Raw genomic sequence first — 16,944 nt, 5'->3', positions numbered from 1 at the left:
GCGCGATTGGGTATGTCGTTGAATGGATGGACTTTTTCGATTCCGCTCGGGTTCATTTCCCGCGCGCGAAGGGAATGGTTGCACAATGAGCAAAAGTTAAAAGGCCGCAAAACTCCGGGCTAACAGTTAACGAAAGTAAACACTTCATTAACCATAATGATGCTCTAATGCATGTGAGGCCCGGCAAAGGCGAACGACGCAGACAGCTTCGCGCAAGCGTCGATTTCAAAAGTGGAAGTTATTTTTGGGGGTGTTGATGAGTCGCAAGCATGTCGCTGTCCTGATGGGCGGATTTTCCTCGGAAAGGCCTGTCAGCCTTTCCTCGGGAAAGGCTTGCGCAGAGGCCCTCGAAGCCGAAGGCTTCAAGGTGACGTGCATCGACGTGGCGCGCGACGTCTCCGAGAGGCTCGCGGCGCTGAAGCCCGATGTCATCTTCAATGCGCTGCATGGGCCCTTCGGGGAGGATGGCACCATCCAGGGTATCCTCGAATATCTCGAGATCCCCTATACGCATTCGGGCGTGCTGGCCTCGGCTCTGGCGATGGACAAGGACAAGGCGAAGCTTGTTGCCGCTGCCGCCGACATTCCGGTCGCCGAATCGCAGGTCATCAATCGTTTCGTTTTTCCTTCGGTGCATCCGATGAAGCCGCCCTATGTGGTGAAGCCGGTGCGTGAAGGGTCGAGCTTCGGCGTCGTGATCGTCACCGAAGATCAGACGCATCCGCCGCAGGTCGTCAGTTCGCCCGAATGGCGCTATGGCGAAGAGGTGCTGGTCGAGCGCTATGTCTACGGCCGCGAGCTCACCTGCGGTGTCATGGGCGAGACTGCGCTCGGTGTCACGGAGGTGGTGCCGCAGGGACACAATTTTTATGATTACGATTCCAAGTATGCTGCGGGCGGTTCAAAACACGTCATCCCGGCGAAAATTTCACCGAATATTTACCAAAAAATACAAACATTGGCGCTAAGGGCGCATCAGGCAATCGGTTGTCGCGGCGTCAGTCGGTCCGACTTTCGTTACGACGATCGTTTCTCCGAAGACGGCGAAATCATCTGGCTGGAGGTCAATACCCAGCCAGGCATGACTCCTACCTCGCTCGTGCCCGAAATGGCCGGTCATGCCGGCTATTCCTTTGGTGAGTTTCTCCGGTGGATGGTGGAGGACGCGTCTTGTTTGCGTTGACGGTCAAGAGGATAGGGCGCCCCAGCCATCATGCTGTGCTTTCGATCGTGGAAGCCGAAGAGCGATTCGTGCTGCCGCGTCCGCTGCGCCGCGTCACTCGTTTCTTGATCAGCCTCGGTAGCGGCCGCATCTACATTCCGGCCCATACCGGGACGGTGTCGGCGCTTGCCTTTTTGGCTGCGACCGGCCTCTACGGTATGTCGCTCGGCGGTCACACCGAAGTCGTCGCGCAGGCCACGACGACGGCCGCAGGTTTTGCGATCGAGAATGTGAAGGTCTCCGGCAATTCGGAAACCTCCGAGATCGAGATCCTGCAGCTGATCGGCCTCGACGGCACGACCTCACTGGTCGCGCTCGACGTCGATGCGGCCCGCCGTAAGATCGCGCACCTTCCCTGGGTCGAGAATGTCGAGGTTCGAAAGATCTATCCGAGGACGATCGAAGTGAAGCTCAAGGAGCGTGAGGCCTACGCGATCTGGCAGCACGGGCAGGAGCTTTCGCTGATCGAGAAGAACGGCAGCGTCATTGCGCCGTTGCGCGACAACAAATTTTCGTCGCTGCCGCTCGTCGTCGGCCGCGACGCCGAGACCGCGGCGGCTTCGCTCGGCGACGCCTTCGCGAAGTGGCCCGACGTGAAGGCCCGCGTGAAGGCCTATGTCTGGATATCGGGCCGTCGTTGGGATCTGCACATGGATAACGGCGTCATAGTCAAGCTGCCGGAAGACGGCATCGATCAGGCGCTGGCGACGCTTTCGAAGTTCGACAAGGAGCATCAGCTCCTGGAGCGGGACATCGCCGCGGTCGATCTGAGATTGCCCGACAGGACCGCTATCCAGCTGACGCCGGAGGCGGCGGTCCGCCGGCAGGCGGCGGTAACGGAGCGTACCAAGGAATTGAAGAAGGCGGGGCAGAATATATGAGCTTGTTCGGTTCATCCCATTTCGGATTGCCGCGCTTGAAGCCGCTTTCGTCGAAGCGGTCGCATGTCGTTTCGGTGCTCGACATCGGCTCGACCAAGGTCGTCTGCATGATCGGCCGGCTGACGCCGCGCGAGGAAAGCCAGATCCTGCCCGGCCGCACGCACAATATCGAAATCATCGGCATCGGCCATCAGCGCTCCCGCGGCATCAAGACCGGCGTCATCGCCGATCTCGATGCGCTGGAAGGCGTCATCCGTCTTGCCGTCGATGCGGCGGAGCGTATGGCGGGGCTGACCGTCGAGAGCCTGATCGTCAACCTGACGGCCGGCCGCCTTGGCAGCGACATCTACACCGCGACGATTGATCTCGGCGGTCAGGAAGTCGAGCTTAACGACCTCAAGAAAGTGCTCTCGGCTGCCTGCCAGCAATCGCTGCGCCAGGACCGCTCGGTGCTGCATTCGCTGGCGACCGGCTTCTCGCTCGACGGCGAGCGCGGCATTCGCGACCCGCTGGCAATGTACGGCGATGCGCTCGGCGTCGACATGCATGTCGTGACCGCGGAGCGCTCGGCACTGAAGAACCTCGAGCTTAGCGTCAATCGCGCGCATCTTTCTGTCGAAGGCATCGTCGCGACGCCTTATGCATCGGGCCTTGCCGCTCTCGTCGACGACGAGGTCGAGCTCGGCTGTGCGGCGATCGACATGGGCGGCGGCACGACGACGATCTCGGTCTTTGCCGAAGGCAAGCTCGTTCATACCGATGCCGTCGGGCTCGGCGGCCATCATGTCACCACCGACCTCGCCCGCGGCCTTTCGACCCGCATCGAGGATGCCGAGCGGCTGAAGGTCGTGCATGCCTCCGCGCTCTTGAATTCCTCCGATGAACGCGAGCTGATCTCGATACCGCCGATCGGCGAGGACGATCGCGACCAGCCGTCGCAGGTGCCGCGGGCGCTCGTTTCGCGCATCGTATCGGCCCGAATCGAAGAGACGATGGAACTGATCCGCGACCGTATCCAGCGTTCCGGCTTCAGCCCGATCGTCGGAAAACGCGTCGTGCTGACGGGAGGCGCGAGCCAGCTGACCGGCCTTGCCGAGGTGGCGCGGCGCATTCTGGCCCGCAACGTCCGCATCGGCCGTCCGATGGGCGTCTCGGGACTGCCGACGGCGGCCAAAGGCCCGGCCTTTTCGACGGCCGTCGGCCTGATGATCTATCCGCAGGTCGCGGACATGGAGACACATGCGTCACAGAGCGGTCTGCTCATGTCGCTTGGGGGAAATAACAGCCGCATAGCCCGCATGGGCCAGTGGCTGAAGGAAAGCTTCTGAAATTTGCGTAATTGGCCGGCGTGGCGATGCGGCCAGAGAGAGAAGGAACAGGTACCATGACCATCAAGCTGCAAAAGCCTGACATCACAGAGCTGAAGCCGCGCATCACCGTGTTCGGCGTCGGCGGCGGCGGCGGCAACGCCGTCAACAATATGATCACCGCAGGCCTCCAGGGCGTCGACTTCGTCGTTGCCAACACGGATGCGCAGGCGCTGACGATGACGAAGGCCGAGCGCATCATCCAGCTCGGCGCCAACGTCACCGAAGGCCTCGGCGCCGGCTCGCAGCCGGAAGTCGGCCGCGCGGCCGCTGAAGAGTGCATCGACGAGATCATCGATCACCTGAACGGCACGCATATGTGCTTCGTCACCGCCGGCATGGGCGGCGGCACCGGCACCGGTGCTGCTCCCGTCGTCGCGCAGGCCGCCCGCAACAAGGGCATCCTGACGGTCGGCGTCGTCACCAAGCCGTTCCATTTCGAAGGCGGCCGCCGCATGCGCCTGGCCGAGATGGGCATCCAGGAACTGCAGAAGTCTGTCGACACGCTGATCGTCATTCCGAACCAGAACCTCTTCCGCATTGCCAACGACAAGACGACCTTCGCCGACGCTTTCGCCATGGCCGACCAGGTTCTCTATTCCGGCGTTGCCTGCATCACCGACCTGATGGTGAAGGAAGGCCTCATCAACCTCGACTTCGCCGACGTCCGCTCGGTGATGCGTGAAATGGGCCGTGCGATGATGGGCACCGGCGAGGCCTCCGGCGCCGGCCGCGCGTTGCAGGCAGCCGAAGCGGCAATCGCCAACCCGTTGCTCGACGAAACCTCGATGAAGGGTGCCCAGGGCCTGCTGATCTCCATCACCGGCGGCCGCGACCTCACCCTCTTCGAAGTCGACGAAGCTGCGACCCGCATCCGCGAAGAAGTCGATCCGGACGCCAACATCATCCTGGGCGCCACTTTCGACGAATCGCTCGAAGGCATCATTCGCGTCTCGGTCGTCGCGACAGGTATCGACCGGGCGATCAGCGAAGCCGCCGAGCGCAACTTCCAGCCGGCCGCCAGGCCCGCTATCCGTCCCTCCGCGGCTGTTGCTCCGGCAGCGGCCGCAGTTCAGCCTGCGCCGGTGATGCAGGCACCGAAGGCCATCGATCCGATCGCGCAGACCATCCGCCAATCCGAGATGGAACGTGAGCTCGAAATTCCGGCCCCGCGTGCCAGCGCCCCCGTCCAGCAGCCTGCTGCGCAGCAGGAAGTCTTCCGTCCGCAGAGCAAGATTTTCGCGCCTGCACCGGAAGCTCCGGCCATGCGTCCTCAGGTGCAGCAGCAGGCTCCGGCGCCGGTAATGAGCCAGCCGGCAATGAGCCAGCCGGTGATGAGCCAGCCCGTCCAGCAGCAGCCCATCCAGCAGCAGCCGATCCGACAGGAGCCGATTATCCGGCAGGCGGCTGAACCGGTGCGCATGCCGAAGGTCGAGGATTTCCCGCCGGTCGTCCAGGCTGAACTCGACCACCGCACGCAGCCGGCTTCGGCGCATCAGCAGGAAGAGCGCGGCCCAATGGGCTTGCTCAAGCGAATCACCAATTCGCTTGGCCGCCGCGACGATGACGCGGTTGCCGCCGACATGACCGCCGCACCGCCGGCCGCATCACAGCAGCGCCGTCCGTTGTCGCCGGAGGCAAGCCTCTATGCGCCACGCCGCGGCAATCTCGACGATCAGGGTCGTGCAGTTCCGCAGGCTCGCATGATGCAGGAAGACGATCAGCTGGAAATTCCGGCATTCCTGCGCCGCCAGTCGAACTGAAATATCGCGGGCTTCGGCACCGTTCATGCCCGGGATCCAGGTCCCGGGCATTGCTGTTTTCGGCCGAGAATTCCTGAGCGATATCAATCGTGTGACTTCGTAACAAAACGAAAGAAACAGTGATTTGGATTGGAGCGCCGGCGCACGTAAATATGGCGCAAGAAAACTGCGCTGGGAGTCGTCTAGACGAGGCTCTTTCTGCAGAAAGAATGATAACCGCGCCGTGGCACCAACCGCTGGAGCGGAAAAATAAAGGCAGATTTTATGGCTATTGGCTTGCTGGGTTTTCAAACGACGGTATCGCGTCCGGTGACGCTCTCGGGCATCGGCGTTCATTCGGGCGCGAATGTCTCGATTACGCTGAACCCGGCCGAAGCGGACACCGGCGTCGTTTTCCAGCGCCTGCATGATAATGGCGACATCACCGAACTGAAGGCCGTCTCCTCGCAGGTCGGCAATACAGACCTCTGCACGGTGCTCGGCTTCTCACCCACGCATTCAATCGCGACGATCGAACATGTCATGGCCGCCGTCTATGCGCTCGGCCTCGACAATGTCCTCATTGAGGTGCAGGGCGCAGAAATGCCCATCATGGACGGCAGTTCGCTGCCTTTCGTCGAAGCGATCGAGCAGGCAGGTCTCATCTCGCTCGGCGTCAAGCGTCGCTATATCCGCATCACCAAGCCGGTGCGGATCGAGCATGGCGGCTCCTGGAGCGAATTCCGTCCCTATGACGGCACGCGCTTCGAAGTCGAGATCGATTTCGAATGCCCGCTGATCGGCCGGCAAAAGTGGGCCGGCGACCTAAACGCCGCCGTCTTTAAATCCGAACTTTCCCGCGCCCGCACCTTCGGCTTCATGCGTGATGTTGAACGTCTCTGGGCATCGGGCCATGCGCTCGGTTCTTCGCTTGAAAATTCCGTCGTCATCTCGGACGACAATACCGTCATCAATGTCGAAGGCCTGCGATATACCAAGGACGAGTTTGTTCGCCACAAGACGCTTGATGCCGTTGGCGACCTGTCTCTCGCTGGCGTCCAGTTCATCGGTTGCTACCGATCCTATCGTGGCGGCCATAAGATGAATGCCAATGCTTTGAAGGCGCTGCTCGCCGATCCCTCCGCCTACGAGGTGGTCGAGACCTCGACGCCGCGCCAGCGCGTCGCCGCTCGTGAACTGATCGCCGTCAACGCTTCGGAATTCGCTCCCTGGTCGGCATGACCTCCAGCATATTCTCAAGACCAGGCCGCCTCTTCCCGGAGGCGGTTTTTTTATGTCGGCCCGAGTCTGTGGTGATAGGCATTTTCTCGCAGTTGCTTAGCTGCCACAGGTCGGCAAGAAGGTGAAAAGCCGGCCAATCCGGCGGCGGCTGCCACAAAAATGCGTTAATGCCTTATCATTGCGTTGCTCTTGATGCACATTTGTGGCTAGAAACGCCAGCGAGGCGTGGCTGTCGTGGAGCGAGCGGCGGCATTGGGGTTCTTTTGAATGGCATATGCAGGATCTGAAGGTATGATGAAGACAGCGCGCGCTTTGTTCGCATCGCTTCTGGTGCTGAGCGCAGGCGCCTCGATCTCCGGCTGCCAGTCGGATCCCGATATCGACATCACCAAGCTTGGCCTCGAAACCGATCCGCCTGACGTGCTCTACACCCAGGGCCTTGCCAATATGAAGGCGGGCAACATGGCGGAAGCAGCGCGCAAGTTCGATGCAATCGATCGCGAGAACCCATTCTCCGAATGGGCGCGCAAGGCGCTGGTCATGAGCACCTTTGTCAAATACCGCCAGGGCAAGCTCGATGATGCGCTTGCCTCGGGTAATCGCTACATGTCGCAATATCCGAAGTCCCAGGACGCTGCCTATGTGCAGTATCTCATCGGTCTCACCTATTCCAAACAGATCGTCGACGTGACCCAGGACCAGCGCGCCTCGGCCAAGACGATCGAGGCGATGCAGGCTGTGATCGACAACTACCCGAACTCCGAATATGTTGATGACGCGCAGGCGAAGATCCGCTACGCCCGTGATCAGCTCGCCGGCAAGGAAATGCAGATCGGCCGCTACTATATGGAGCGGAAGGAATATCTCGCCGCAATCTCGCGTTTCCGCATCGTCGTCGAGAAATATCCGAATACGAACCAGATCGAGGAAGCCTTGGCCCGTCTCGTCGAGGCTTATTACGCCATGGGTATCGTCGACGAGGCGCAGACCGCGGCAGCCGTTCTTGGTCACAACTATCCGGACAGCCAGTGGTACGCCGATTCCTACAAGCTGCTGCAGACAGGTGGCGCCGAGCCGCGTGAGAACAAGGGCTCCTGGATCGCTGCGGCAGGCAAGAAACTCCTGCTCGGTTCCTAAGTCCCATGCTGATCCAGCTTTCGATCCGCGATATCGTCCTGATCGAGCGGCTGGATCTTGCCTTCGAGACTGGTCTGTCCGTGCTGACGGGCGAGACCGGCGCGGGCAAATCCATCCTGCTCGACAGTCTTTCGCTGGCGCTCGGCGGGCGCGGCGATGGCGGTCTGGTGCGCCATGGCGAAGACAGGGGCCAGGTGACGGCGGTGTTCGACGTCGGTATGGACCACGGGGCGCGGGTGCTCCTGCGTGAAAACGGCATCGACGACGAGGGCGACCTGATCTTCCGCCGTCAGCAATCGGCCGATGGTCGCACCAAGGCCTATGTCAACGATCAACCGGTGAGTGTGCAACTGATGCGCCAGGCCGGCCAGATGCTGGTCGAGATCCACGGCCAGCACGATGATCGCGCTCTTGTCGACACGAATGCCCATCGCAACCTGCTCGATGCCTTTGCCGGCCTCACCGATGAGGTTGCTGAGGTCTCCCGCCTGTATCGTATTTGGCGCGACAGCGAACGGACGCTGAAAAAGCATCGCGAGAAGGTGGAAAGTGCGGCGCGCGAGGCTGACTATCTGCGTTCCTCTGTGGCAGAGCTTGAGAAACTCTCGCCACAGGACGGCGAGGAGGACGAACTCGCCGAAAGCAGGCAGAGGATGATGAAGGCGGAGCGAATCGCCGGCGACATCGCCGAAGCCTCCGAATTCCTGAACGGCAATGCCTCGCCGGTGCCGCATATCGCCTCGCTGGTGCGCAGACTGGAGCGCAAGAGCCATGAAGCGCCCGGGCTGCTCGAAGACACCGTGACGCTACTCGATGCTGCGCTCGACCAGCTTTCCAATGCGCAGATGGAAGTCGAGGCAGCACTGCGCAAGACCGAATACGATCCGAGAGAACTGGAGCGGGTGGAGGAGCGGCTTTTTGCGCTCAGAGCTGCGTCGCGCAAATATTCCGTGCCCGTGACCGAACTGCCGGCGTTGGCGATGCGCATGATCGCTGATCTCGCCGATGTCGATGCAGGCGAGGAGCGGCTGGCGCATCTGGAAGCGGAGGTCGGTCTGGCGCGAGAGAATTACGATTCGGCGGCGCGCTCGCTTTCCGACAAGCGCCATCAAGCCGGCACTGCGCTGGCTGCTGCCGTAATGGCCGAACTGCCGGCGCTGAAGCTCGAACGCGCTCGTTTCATGGTCGAGATCACCACGGATGCGCAGGAGGCGCTTCCCGAAGGCATCGACGTCGTCGAGTTCCATGTCCAGACCAATCCCGGCACGCGCCCCGGCTCGATCATGAAGGTGGCCTCCGGCGGTGAGCTGTCGCGTTTCCTGCTGGCGCTGAAGGTGGCGCTCGCCGATCGCGGCTCAGCCCCAACGCTCGTTTTCGACGAAATCGATACCGGTGTCGGCGGTGCTGTGGCCGATGCGATCGGCCAGCGGCTGAAGCGGCTGTCCGAGCGGGTCCAGGTGCTGTCGGTCACACATGCGCCGCAGGTCGCGGCGCGGGCGGCAACGCATCTGCTGATCTCCAAGGGGCCGGCGGCCGAGGGTTCCGAAAAAATCGCCACGCGCGTCGCGACGATGGCGCACAAGGATCGCACCGAGGAGATCGCCCGCATGCTCGCCGGCGCCTCGGTAACGGAAGAGGCGAGGGCGGCGGCGAAGCGGCTGCTGGCCGGTAACGGCTGATTGCCGCAGCCGGCACGCTGACAAATACCCCGCTTCGCGCTATGCCGATTGCTCCGATTAGCGGCGATCCGTTGCCATGCGCCTTTTCCATTTCAGCGATAACTCCGGCATCGCAGCGTTCGAGCCGCGTGCCGTTCGCATCCCCTCAATCCGCCCGGCCGGCCAGGAATGGCTGAACGGTCCGCTCGTCTGGGCGATCGATGCCGATCACGACTTCATGTATCTCTTTCCGCGAGATTGCCCGCGGATCCTGATCTGGGCCACGTCCGAGACGCCGGAAGCCGAGAGGCGGCATTGGCTTGCAGGTTGCCGGGCAGCAGCCTATGTCGAGCGTCGTTGGCTGGAACGGCTCTCGGCGGTGACAGTTTATCGTTACGCGCTGCCGGCCGAAGGTTTCGAGGAGCTCGGCGATGCGGGCATGTGGGTGGCTCGCCGGCGTATAGTTCCGATCGAATGCACCGCCATTTCGCGGCTCGACCGGGAATTCATGCCGCGCGGAGTGGAACTGCGGGTGGTCGACAGTTTTCAGCCGCTGAAAGGCCTGTGGAACAGCGGACTGCATGTCAGCGGCATCCGGCTGCGCAACGCCTTGGATTGGAAATAGGCTGGTAGGCAGTCCTCACTGGTCAGGGTAAGCAGGCTCTCTTTTCATCCGGCGATTTTGCTCTAAAAACAATGCAGATTTCTGGCCAGATTCTCTGGAGTGATGTTCCATGTCCACCGAAGGTTCCGCCATCGACACGTTGACGATAGAAGAGGCTGCCGCCGAGCTCGAGCGGCTGGCAAGGGAGATCGCGCACCACGACGCGCTCTATCACGGCAAGGACCAGCCGGAGATTTCAGATGCCGATTACGATGCGCTGAAGCGCCGCAACGATGCGCTGGAAGCGCAGTTTCCCGAGCTGATCCGTGAGGACAGCCCGTCGCGAAGGGTCGGTGCTGCGCCCTCGGTCACCTTCTCGCCCGTCGTCCACGCGCGGCCGATGCTGTCGCTCGACAACACGTTCTCGCAGGAGGACGTGCGGGATTTCGTTGCCAGCGTCTATCGCTTCCTCGGCCGCCTGCCGGACCAGTCGATCGCTTTTACCGCTGAACCGAAGATCGATGGGCTATCGATGTCGATCCGCTACGAGAACGGGAGACTGACGACGGCTGCGACGCGCGGTGACGGCACCACGGGGGAAAACGTCACCGCCAACATCCGCACCATATCCGAAATTCCCAACCAGCTGCCGAAGGGTGTCCCCGCAGTCGTGGAAATCCGCGGCGAGGTTTATATGGCCAAGAGCGATTTCCTGGCGCTCAACCGCCAGATGGAAGCGGAGGGCAAGCAGACCTATGTCAATCCGCGCAACACGGCGGCGGGATCGCTGCGCCAACTCGACGCCAAGGTGACGGCGAGCCGCAAGCTGAAATTCTTCGCCTATGCCTGGGGCGAGATGTCGGACATGCCGGCCGACACGCAATTCGGCATGGTGCAGACCTTCAAGGACTGGGGCTTCCCGGTCAATCCGTTGATGAAGCGGCTGAATTCGGTCGCCGACATCCTGGCGCATTACGACGAGATCGGCCTCAAGCGCCCGGATCTCGATTACGATATCGACGGCGTCGTCTACAAGGTCGACAGCCTGGAACTGCAGCAGCGCCTCGGCTTCCGCTCGCGAAGCCCGCGGTGGGCGACGGCGCATAAATTCCCGGCCGAGCAGGCCTTCACCGAGGTCGAGAAGATCGAGATCCAGGTCGGCCGGACCGGTGCGCTGACGCCTGTGGCCCGGCTGAAGCCGATCACGGTCGGCGGCGTCGTCGTCACCAACGCGACACTGCACAATGAGGACTACATCAAGGGCATCGGCAATAGCGGCGAGCGCATCCGACCGAAGGAGCACGATATTCGCGAGGGCGATACCGTCATCGTCCAGCGCGCCGGCGATGTCATTCCGCAGATCCTCGACGTGGTGATGGAAAAGCGTCTCGCAGAGGCGAAGCCATATGATTTTCCCAAGACCTGCCCGGTCTGCGGTTCGCATGCGGTACGCGACGTCAATGAGAAGACCGGCAAGATGGATTCGGTGCGCCGCTGCACGGGCGGCTTCATCTGCCGGGCGCAGGCGACGGAGCATCTGAAGCATTTCGTTTCGCGCAACGCCTTCGATATCGAGGGGCTCGGTTCGAAGCAGATCGACTTCTTCTTCGAAAATGAAGATGCGTCGCTGCAGATCCGCACGGCGCCCGATATCTTCACCTTGGAGAAGCGCCAGGCGCAGTCGCTGACCAAGCTGGAGAATATCGACGGCTTCGGCAAGGTCAGCGTCGGCAAGCTCTATGCGGCGATCAACGAGCGGCGCAGCATTGCGCTCCACCGTTTCATCTATGCGCTCGGCATTCGCCATGTCGGTGAAACCACGGCAAAACTCTTGGCGCGCTCCTACGGCACCTATGAAGCCTTTGCGGCCGCGATGAAGGAGGCCGCACCGCTTTCCGGCGACGCCTGGAACGATCTCAACGCCATCGAGGGTATCGGTGAGGTCGTGGCGCGCGCGATTGTCGAGTTCTACAAGGAGCCGCGCAACATCGAAGTGATCGGCCGTCTGCTTGAAGAAGTGACGCCCGCAGCGGCCGAGCAACCGGTGACGACGGGCAGTCCTGTGGCTGGCAAGACCGTGGTCTTCACCGGCTCGCTCGAAAAATTCACCCGCGACGAGGCGAAGGCAAGGGCCGAAAGCCTCGGCGCCAAAGTCGCGGGATCGGTATCGAAGAAGACCGACATCGTCGTTGCCGGTCCCGGCGCCGGCTCGAAGCTCGACAAGGCGCGCGAACTCGGCGTCCAGACGATGGATGAGGATGAGTGGCTGGCGCTGATTGGCGGGTGAGGAAGCCGGCGTCAGAATGCCCGCATCCTGTTCGGCGTTGCCTCGGCCTTGTGCGAGGATCTGCTGCGTCCGTTGCCAATGCTCGGGATAAGCCGGGCAAGCCCAAGCATGACGAGGGATGCGGATAGACCCGTCCGACTCAGGTCCTCAGCCGCGCCATCGTATAGGCATCGGCATAGTGTCCGGCGCGATATCCGAAAGCACGCAGATGCCCTTCCTTTTCGAAGCCGAACTTCTCATAGAGAGCGATCGCAGCCGCGTTGTCGGTATAAACGGTCAGTTCGAGCCGCTTGATGTCGAGCCAGTCGTCGGCGGCGTCGACCATTGCGCCAAGCAGGATCCGGCCGAAACCGCGACCTGTGAAATCGTCGTGCACGCCCATGCCGAGGCTGGCGACGTGCTGGCGACGGCCGCTAAGGCGATTGAGGCCGCAATTGCCGACGATCTTGCCATTTAGAGTCACGACAAGGTTGAGCGCGCCCGCCGACGGGTTTTCCATGTTCTTGCGGACCTCCTCAATCCGCTGGTAAGGCGGCCTCAGCGTGCCGGCCCGATAGCCCGGTAAATTTATAAGATCGGTGATCTCTTCGGCGTCGGAAAGACGCACGGCTCGCACGACGACGCCGTCGGGCAGGGGCGACCGGCCGCGGGGTTCATTCTCTTCGTTTTCAGGCATGGCATCTCTCCTTGGGTCACAGCGAGGAGAGCCGGGATTTTTTGGAAAACCCTGCTCGCCTCGGCAGGGTTCTCGGGATGATCGGACGGCTAGTGACGCACCATCGCTCCCGCATACCCTGGAGGGGTCGTGGCGATATGATGCATGGTATGCGTCACAGAGTTGATCATGCGCGAAAGCTTCCCCATCTGCGTGCAGATGTCAATAGGCCGGGATTTGCCTTCGCCTCCGGCTGACATTATGCCGGTAGGGCAGACGATTCGGATTTTACTCTTGAAGACCATTGCCATCGATTTCGAGACAGCCAACGAGCAGCGCGGCAGCGCCTGTTCTGTCGGGCTTGCCTGGATCGAGGAGGGTAGGGTGACGCGCGTCGAGGAGCGGCTGATCCGACCCAGAGATATGCGCTTTTCCGGCATGAACATCGCAATCCACGGAATTCGGCCGGAGCACGTCGAGGATGCGCCTGAATTTCCCGAGGTGATGGACGAGTTCTACGACGATATCAGCGGCGCGACGATGATCGCGCACAATGCGGCATTCGATTTCAGCGTCTGGCGGGCGAGCCTCGATCTCTACCGGCAATCCTATCCTGAGCTGACCTATCTCTGCAGCCTGAAGATGGCGCAGCGCATCTGGCCGCATTTCCTCTCGCATCGGCTGAACCTGATCGCCGAGCATCTCGGGCTGCGCTTCATGCACCATAATGCCGCCGAGGATGCGGCGGTTTGCGCGGCTGCGGCGATCGAGATGGCAAGGGCGGTCAAGGCGAAGGCCGTGGAAGCAATCCCGGCGCTGATCGGTATGACGCCGGGGCGGCTGACGGCGCGTGGCTATGCGCCCTGCACCTGCCGGAGGGCCTGAACGCCCCGCAACAACAGCGATTTCTTGCAAAGCCCAGGTGCATGCTTATCTAGAATGCGGATCATCCAGGGAGCCGCCATGACCAAGCTTCGCACGTTTCTTCTCGCCGCATTTTCCTTCGCCGCTATTTCCGCGGGCGCCGCCTCGGCCGAAGTCGTAGGCAAGGTCGGGGTCGACTGGATCGGCAACGACATCATCGTCGAGGCACTCTCCGACCCGGAGGTCAAGGGCATCACTTGCCACGTCACCTATTTCGATCGCAGCCTGATCGATCGGTTCAAGAACGGCAACTGGTTCGAAGATCCGTCCAACAATTCGATCGCTTGCCGCCAGACCGGACCGATCGAGATCGGCAACATCGACCTCTCCAAGGACGGCAGCGAGGTGTTCCGCCAGGGCATGTCGCTGATCTGGAAGACGCTGGTTGTCAACCGCATCTACGACAAGCCCAACGACACGCTGATCTATCTCGCCCATTCGCGCCAATTGACCGATGGTTCGGCGAAGATGTCGATCTCGACCGTTCCGCTTTATGGGCAGAGCGTGACTTGGAAGAATGGGAAGCCATAGGGGCTGGAGATCCTTTCTTCTGATGTGCCGTCCGCGTCCTCATCCGACCCTTCGCGCCACCTTCTCTCCGCGGGGGAGAAGGGGTAAGCCGCATCGTCTCCGCATACTTGAAGGCTTGGGGTGCTACGTCCCCTCTGCCGGTCGGGGTGAGGAGCCGCTCGCGCAAAGCATGCGTACTTTCTGACGAAAAACAGGAAAGGCCCGGACGAGCCGAGCCTTTGAATTTCGTATCTAAAAGAATATCAAGCCGCTTGGTTCAACTCGTCGGCGATGACCGTATCGAGGTTGAGGAAGCAGACCATGGTCTTCTCGAGTGCGACGATGCCGCGGCAGAAGGCGCGCTGGGCTTCCGGGATGATTTCCGGCGGCGGCTGCAGGTCTTCGCTCTTGATGGTCATCATGTCGGAAACCTGTTCGACCAGCAGGCCGACCAGCTTGCCGGCGATGTCGGTGACAATGATCGCCGAGCGCTCGGAGGGTTCGGTCATCTTCATGCCGAGGCGGCAGGCCATGTCGATGACCGGGATCACCGCGCCGCGCAGGTTGATGAGGCCCAACACGTAGGGCGGGGTATGCGGCATCGGCGTCACCGGCGCCCAACCGCGGATTTCGCGGATGGCCATGATGTCGATGCAGAATTCCTGGTCGCCCAGATGGAACGAAACGATTTCGAGATAGGCGCCCGACTGCTTGATGGCGTTGTTGTTCATGATCAGAATTCTTCCCAGTTGTCCCCGGCGGGAGCGGCGATGGCTTTGGCGGCAGAACCGCCGTTGAATGCGCCCGCGACTTTGCCGATCAGGCTGCGTGCGGGAGAAGGTCTCGAATGCGAGGCGGCGGTTGCCTCTCGCGGCGTTTGCCGGGCGCTCATGCCCTCGCCGGTTTTGAACTGCTTGATCAATTGCGTCAGATTTTCGGCGTCGACGGCGAGCGTATGACTTGCCGCATTCGTCTCTTCCACCATGGCCGCGTTCTTCTGCGTGACCTGATCCATCTGGCTGATCGAAGTATTGATTTCGTTCAATCCGACTGATTGTTCGCGCGCAGAGGTTACGATTGATTTAACATGTTCGTCGATGCGCAGAACATCTTCGCCGATCTGGCGAAGCGCTTCACCGGCGGCTGTCACCAGTTCGCCGCCGATCTTCACTTCCTCGCCGGATTTTCCGATCAAGGTCTTGATATCCTTGGCAGCACCCGCAGCACGGCCGGCGAGTTCGCGCACTTCTTGGGCAACGACGGCGAAGCCCTTGCCGGCCTCGCCGGCGCGCGCTGCCTCGACACCGGCATTGAGCGCCAGGAGGTTCGTCTGGAATGCGATTTCGTCGATGACGTTGATGATCTTGCCGATCTCGCGGGAGGCGCCCTCGATTCGCTCCATCGCGGCCATCGCATCACCGACAACGATGTCCGACTTCGCGGTATTCTCGCGGGTGTGAGAGACCATGTGGCCGACTTCCTCGGCGCGGCTCGTGGCGTTACGGACGGTGGCGGTGATCTGGTCGAGGGCTGCCGAGGTTTCTTCCAGGGAAGCGGCCTGCTGCTCGGTGCGCTTGGCGAGATCGTCGGCGGCGGCGCGCATCTGGCGGCTGTTCGCCTCGATCGAGCTGCTGTTGATGGCGATGTCACTCATCGCCTTGCGCAGCGTCGCGGTCGTCTGGTTGAAGTCCAGGCGCAAGCGCTCCAGCTCTTCGCGGAACGGCTGGTCGATGGTCACGGTCACGTCGCCGCCCGAAAGGCGGGTAAGGCCGGCGCCGAGAGCGGCGACGGCGGCGCTGAGCGCTTCGGCGTCGGCGAGCTTGGCGGCTTCGCGGGCACGGTGCTCAGCATCGCTGCGCTGTCGGTCTGTCTGGGCTTGGGCTTCAAGGTCGCGCTTCTCGATCGCGGCGAGGCGGAAGCCGTCGGCGGCGCGAGCCATCTCGCCTATTTCGTCGCCGCGGGTCTTTTCAGCGACGTCGCTGGCGAGATCGCCGTTCATGATGCGCTGCATGCTTTCGCGCACGGCGCCGATGCCACGCCGGATCGAGCCGCCATGGACATATTGCAGGACACCCATGACGAGGATGGCTAGGATGCCGAGGCCGATCTGCAGGATGAGGGCCTCTCGCGACACGGCATTGGCGAGCTCGACATGCTGCTGGGCGAAAATGGTGCCGTCAGCGGCGAGCTTGTCGAGCGTCGCGGTCAGCTCTTCGCCGGCGCCGTCGATCGCGTCGTCGATTTTGTCGAATTCCGCATCAGCCGCGCCCTGCTGAACCAGCGCGACGAGATCGACCTGTATTGCCTTGCCGATTGCGGCGACATCGGCGTCATAGCTCTTCAACAGGCTGTCGACTTGCATTTCATTCGCAAGAAGGTGCATCTCTTTCGAACCACCCGAAAGAGCAGTCAGCGAATCACCGATTAGTTTGATGCGCTCGGGCTCGACGGCCTTGCTGTCCTTGTCGACGATGATGTCCATCGCGGCCAAGACCATCGTCAGATTCGCAAGCCGCATGTCGCCGATATGGTTGACGCTCGCCTGGATCTCGCCGGCGCGGCGCAACGCCGTGTCGACCCGCATGTTCTCGTACCAGCCGACGCCGAGCATCGTTCCGAAACCGATGAAGGCCGCACCGCCCAGTGTCCAGAGCCGCTGGCTGACCGACAGGCTCTTGCGCACCGATGAATTCGTCATGAAAAGACCCCTCCACA

14 protein-coding genes are annotated in these 16,944 nt (G+C 61.8%); 11 read left to right on the top strand and 3 right to left on the bottom strand.

Translation table 11 applies throughout. The annotated features are described in order from the left end of the window. Positions 1 to 256: 256 nt before the first annotated feature. The 9 genes from FHT70_RS13015 to ligA all read left to right on the top strand — a co-directional run bounded on the left by FHT70_RS13015 (position 257) and on the right by ligA (position 12,140). Positions 257 to 1,183 carry a D-alanine--D-alanine ligase gene (locus tag FHT70_RS13015; protein ID WP_183701707.1) on the top strand — a complete coding sequence of 309 codons (927 nt, stop codon included), beginning with the start codon at positions 257 to 259 and terminating at the stop codon, positions 1,181 to 1,183. Next, positions 1,171 to 2,103, top strand: a complete 933-nt coding sequence (locus FHT70_RS13010; protein WP_183701704.1) for a cell division protein FtsQ/DivIB — start codon at positions 1,171 to 1,173, stop codon at positions 2,101 to 2,103. The genes FHT70_RS13015 and FHT70_RS13010 overlap by 13 nt, the downstream gene beginning before the upstream one ends. Further along, positions 2,100 to 3,431 carry a cell division protein FtsA gene (ftsA, locus tag FHT70_RS13005; RefSeq protein ID WP_064803798.1) on the top strand — a complete coding sequence of 444 codons (1,332 nt, stop codon included), beginning with the start codon at positions 2,100 to 2,102 and terminating at the stop codon, positions 3,429 to 3,431. Before FHT70_RS13010 ends, ftsA begins: the two co-directional genes overlap by 4 nt. 56 nt (positions 3,432 to 3,487) lie before the next feature. Further along, on the top strand, positions 3,488 to 5,233 hold the full coding sequence (gene ftsZ, locus FHT70_RS13000; RefSeq protein ID WP_183701700.1) for a cell division protein FtsZ: 1,746 nt from the start codon (positions 3,488 to 3,490) through the stop codon (positions 5,231 to 5,233). Between the two features lie 264 nt (positions 5,234 to 5,497). Further along, positions 5,498 to 6,454, top strand: a complete 957-nt coding sequence (gene lpxC, locus FHT70_RS12995; protein ID WP_183701697.1) for a UDP-3-O-acyl-N-acetylglucosamine deacetylase — start codon at positions 5,498 to 5,500, stop codon at positions 6,452 to 6,454. Between the two features lie 267 nt (positions 6,455 to 6,721). Further along, on the top strand, positions 6,722 to 7,591 hold the full coding sequence (locus FHT70_RS12990; protein ID WP_170965882.1) for an outer membrane protein assembly factor BamD: 870 nt from the start codon (positions 6,722 to 6,724) through the stop codon (positions 7,589 to 7,591). 5 nt (positions 7,592 to 7,596) lie between these two features. Then, positions 7,597 to 9,270 (top strand): DNA repair protein RecN, encoded by a 1,674-nt coding sequence (gene recN / locus FHT70_RS12985; protein WP_183701694.1) that lies wholly within the window; start codon positions 7,597 to 7,599, stop codon positions 9,268 to 9,270. Between the two features lie 76 nt (positions 9,271 to 9,346). After that, positions 9,347 to 9,874, top strand: a complete 528-nt coding sequence (locus FHT70_RS12980) for a DUF6886 family protein (protein WP_183701691.1) — start codon at positions 9,347 to 9,349, stop codon at positions 9,872 to 9,874. A 109-nt stretch (positions 9,875 to 9,983) separates the two neighbouring features. After that, positions 9,984 to 12,140: an NAD-dependent DNA ligase LigA gene (gene ligA / locus FHT70_RS12975; RefSeq protein WP_183701689.1), complete on the top strand. Its 2,157-nt coding sequence runs from the start codon at positions 9,984 to 9,986 to the stop codon at positions 12,138 to 12,140. A 139-nt stretch (positions 12,141 to 12,279) separates the two neighbouring features. Here ligA and FHT70_RS12970 read toward each other — a convergent pair whose 3' ends face one another. After that, the gene (locus FHT70_RS12970; RefSeq protein ID WP_183701686.1) at positions 12,280 to 12,816 is read right to left on the bottom strand and encodes a GNAT family N-acetyltransferase; all 537 of its coding nucleotides are present in this window, start codon (positions 12,814 to 12,816) and stop codon (positions 12,280 to 12,282) included. 273 nt (positions 12,817 to 13,089) lie between these two features. Between FHT70_RS12970 and FHT70_RS12965 the strand changes: the two genes are divergently transcribed. Next, positions 13,090 to 13,680, top strand: coding sequence for a 3'-5' exonuclease (locus FHT70_RS12965; protein ID WP_183701683.1), 591 nt, complete (start codon positions 13,090 to 13,092; stop codon positions 13,678 to 13,680). Between the two features lie 78 nt (positions 13,681 to 13,758). Next, a complete protein-coding gene (locus FHT70_RS12960) occupies positions 13,759 to 14,250 on the top strand; it encodes a CreA family protein (protein WP_183701680.1) in 492 nt (163 codons plus the stop codon). Positions 14,251 to 14,492: 242 nt separating this feature from the next. On the opposite strand, the gene FHT70_RS12955 is transcribed toward FHT70_RS12960, so the two are convergent. Beyond that, on the bottom strand, positions 14,493 to 14,960 hold the full coding sequence (locus FHT70_RS12955; RefSeq protein ID WP_004668786.1) for a chemotaxis protein CheW: 468 nt from the start codon (positions 14,958 to 14,960) through the stop codon (positions 14,493 to 14,495). Between the two features lie 2 nt (positions 14,961 to 14,962). Then, a complete protein-coding gene (locus FHT70_RS12950; protein ID WP_183701677.1) occupies positions 14,963 to 16,927 on the bottom strand; it encodes a HAMP domain-containing methyl-accepting chemotaxis protein in 1,965 nt (654 codons plus the stop codon). Positions 16,928 to 16,944 lie beyond the last annotated feature (17 nt).

The sequence above is a fragment of the Rhizobium sp. BK049 genome, assembly GCF_014193135.1.
Lineage (GTDB): Bacteria > Pseudomonadota > Alphaproteobacteria > Rhizobiales > Rhizobiaceae > Rhizobium.
Note: the sequence above shows the minus strand (reverse complement) of the source record. Positions and strands in the feature narration are given on the sequence as shown.

What these genes read in the sequence shown, in the direction of transcription:
- ftsZ (WP_183701700.1), top strand. Translation starts at nt 3,488, where the DNA reads ATGACCATCAAGCTGCAAAAGCCTGACATCACAGAGCTGAAGCCGCGC.
- FHT70_RS12980 (WP_183701691.1), top strand. Translation starts at nt 9,347, where the DNA reads ATGCGCCTTTTCCATTTCAGCGATAACTCCGGCATCGCAGCGTTCGAG.
- FHT70_RS12960 (WP_183701680.1), top strand. Translation starts at nt 13,759, where the DNA reads ATGACCAAGCTTCGCACGTTTCTTCTCGCCGCATTTTCCTTCGCCGCT.
- ftsA (WP_064803798.1), top strand. Translation starts at nt 2,100, where the DNA reads ATGAGCTTGTTCGGTTCATCCCATTTCGGATTGCCGCGCTTGAAGCCG.
- FHT70_RS12955 (WP_004668786.1), bottom strand. Translation starts at nt 14,960, where the DNA reads ATGAACAACAACGCCATCAAGCAGTCGGGCGCCTATCTCGAAATCGTT.
- FHT70_RS12970 (WP_183701686.1), bottom strand. Translation starts at nt 12,816, where the DNA reads ATGCCTGAAAACGAAGAGAATGAACCCCGCGGCCGGTCGCCCCTGCCC.
- recN (WP_183701694.1), top strand. Translation starts at nt 7,597, where the DNA reads ATGCTGATCCAGCTTTCGATCCGCGATATCGTCCTGATCGAGCGGCTG.
- FHT70_RS13015 (WP_183701707.1), top strand. Translation starts at nt 257, where the DNA reads ATGAGTCGCAAGCATGTCGCTGTCCTGATGGGCGGATTTTCCTCGGAA.
- lpxC (WP_183701697.1), top strand. Translation starts at nt 5,498, where the DNA reads ATGGCTATTGGCTTGCTGGGTTTTCAAACGACGGTATCGCGTCCGGTG.
- FHT70_RS12990 (WP_170965882.1), top strand. Translation starts at nt 6,722, where the DNA reads ATGGCATATGCAGGATCTGAAGGTATGATGAAGACAGCGCGCGCTTTG.
- ligA (WP_183701689.1), top strand. Translation starts at nt 9,984, where the DNA reads ATGTCCACCGAAGGTTCCGCCATCGACACGTTGACGATAGAAGAGGCT.
- FHT70_RS12950 (WP_183701677.1), bottom strand. Translation starts at nt 16,927, where the DNA reads ATGACGAATTCATCGGTGCGCAAGAGCCTGTCGGTCAGCCAGCGGCTC.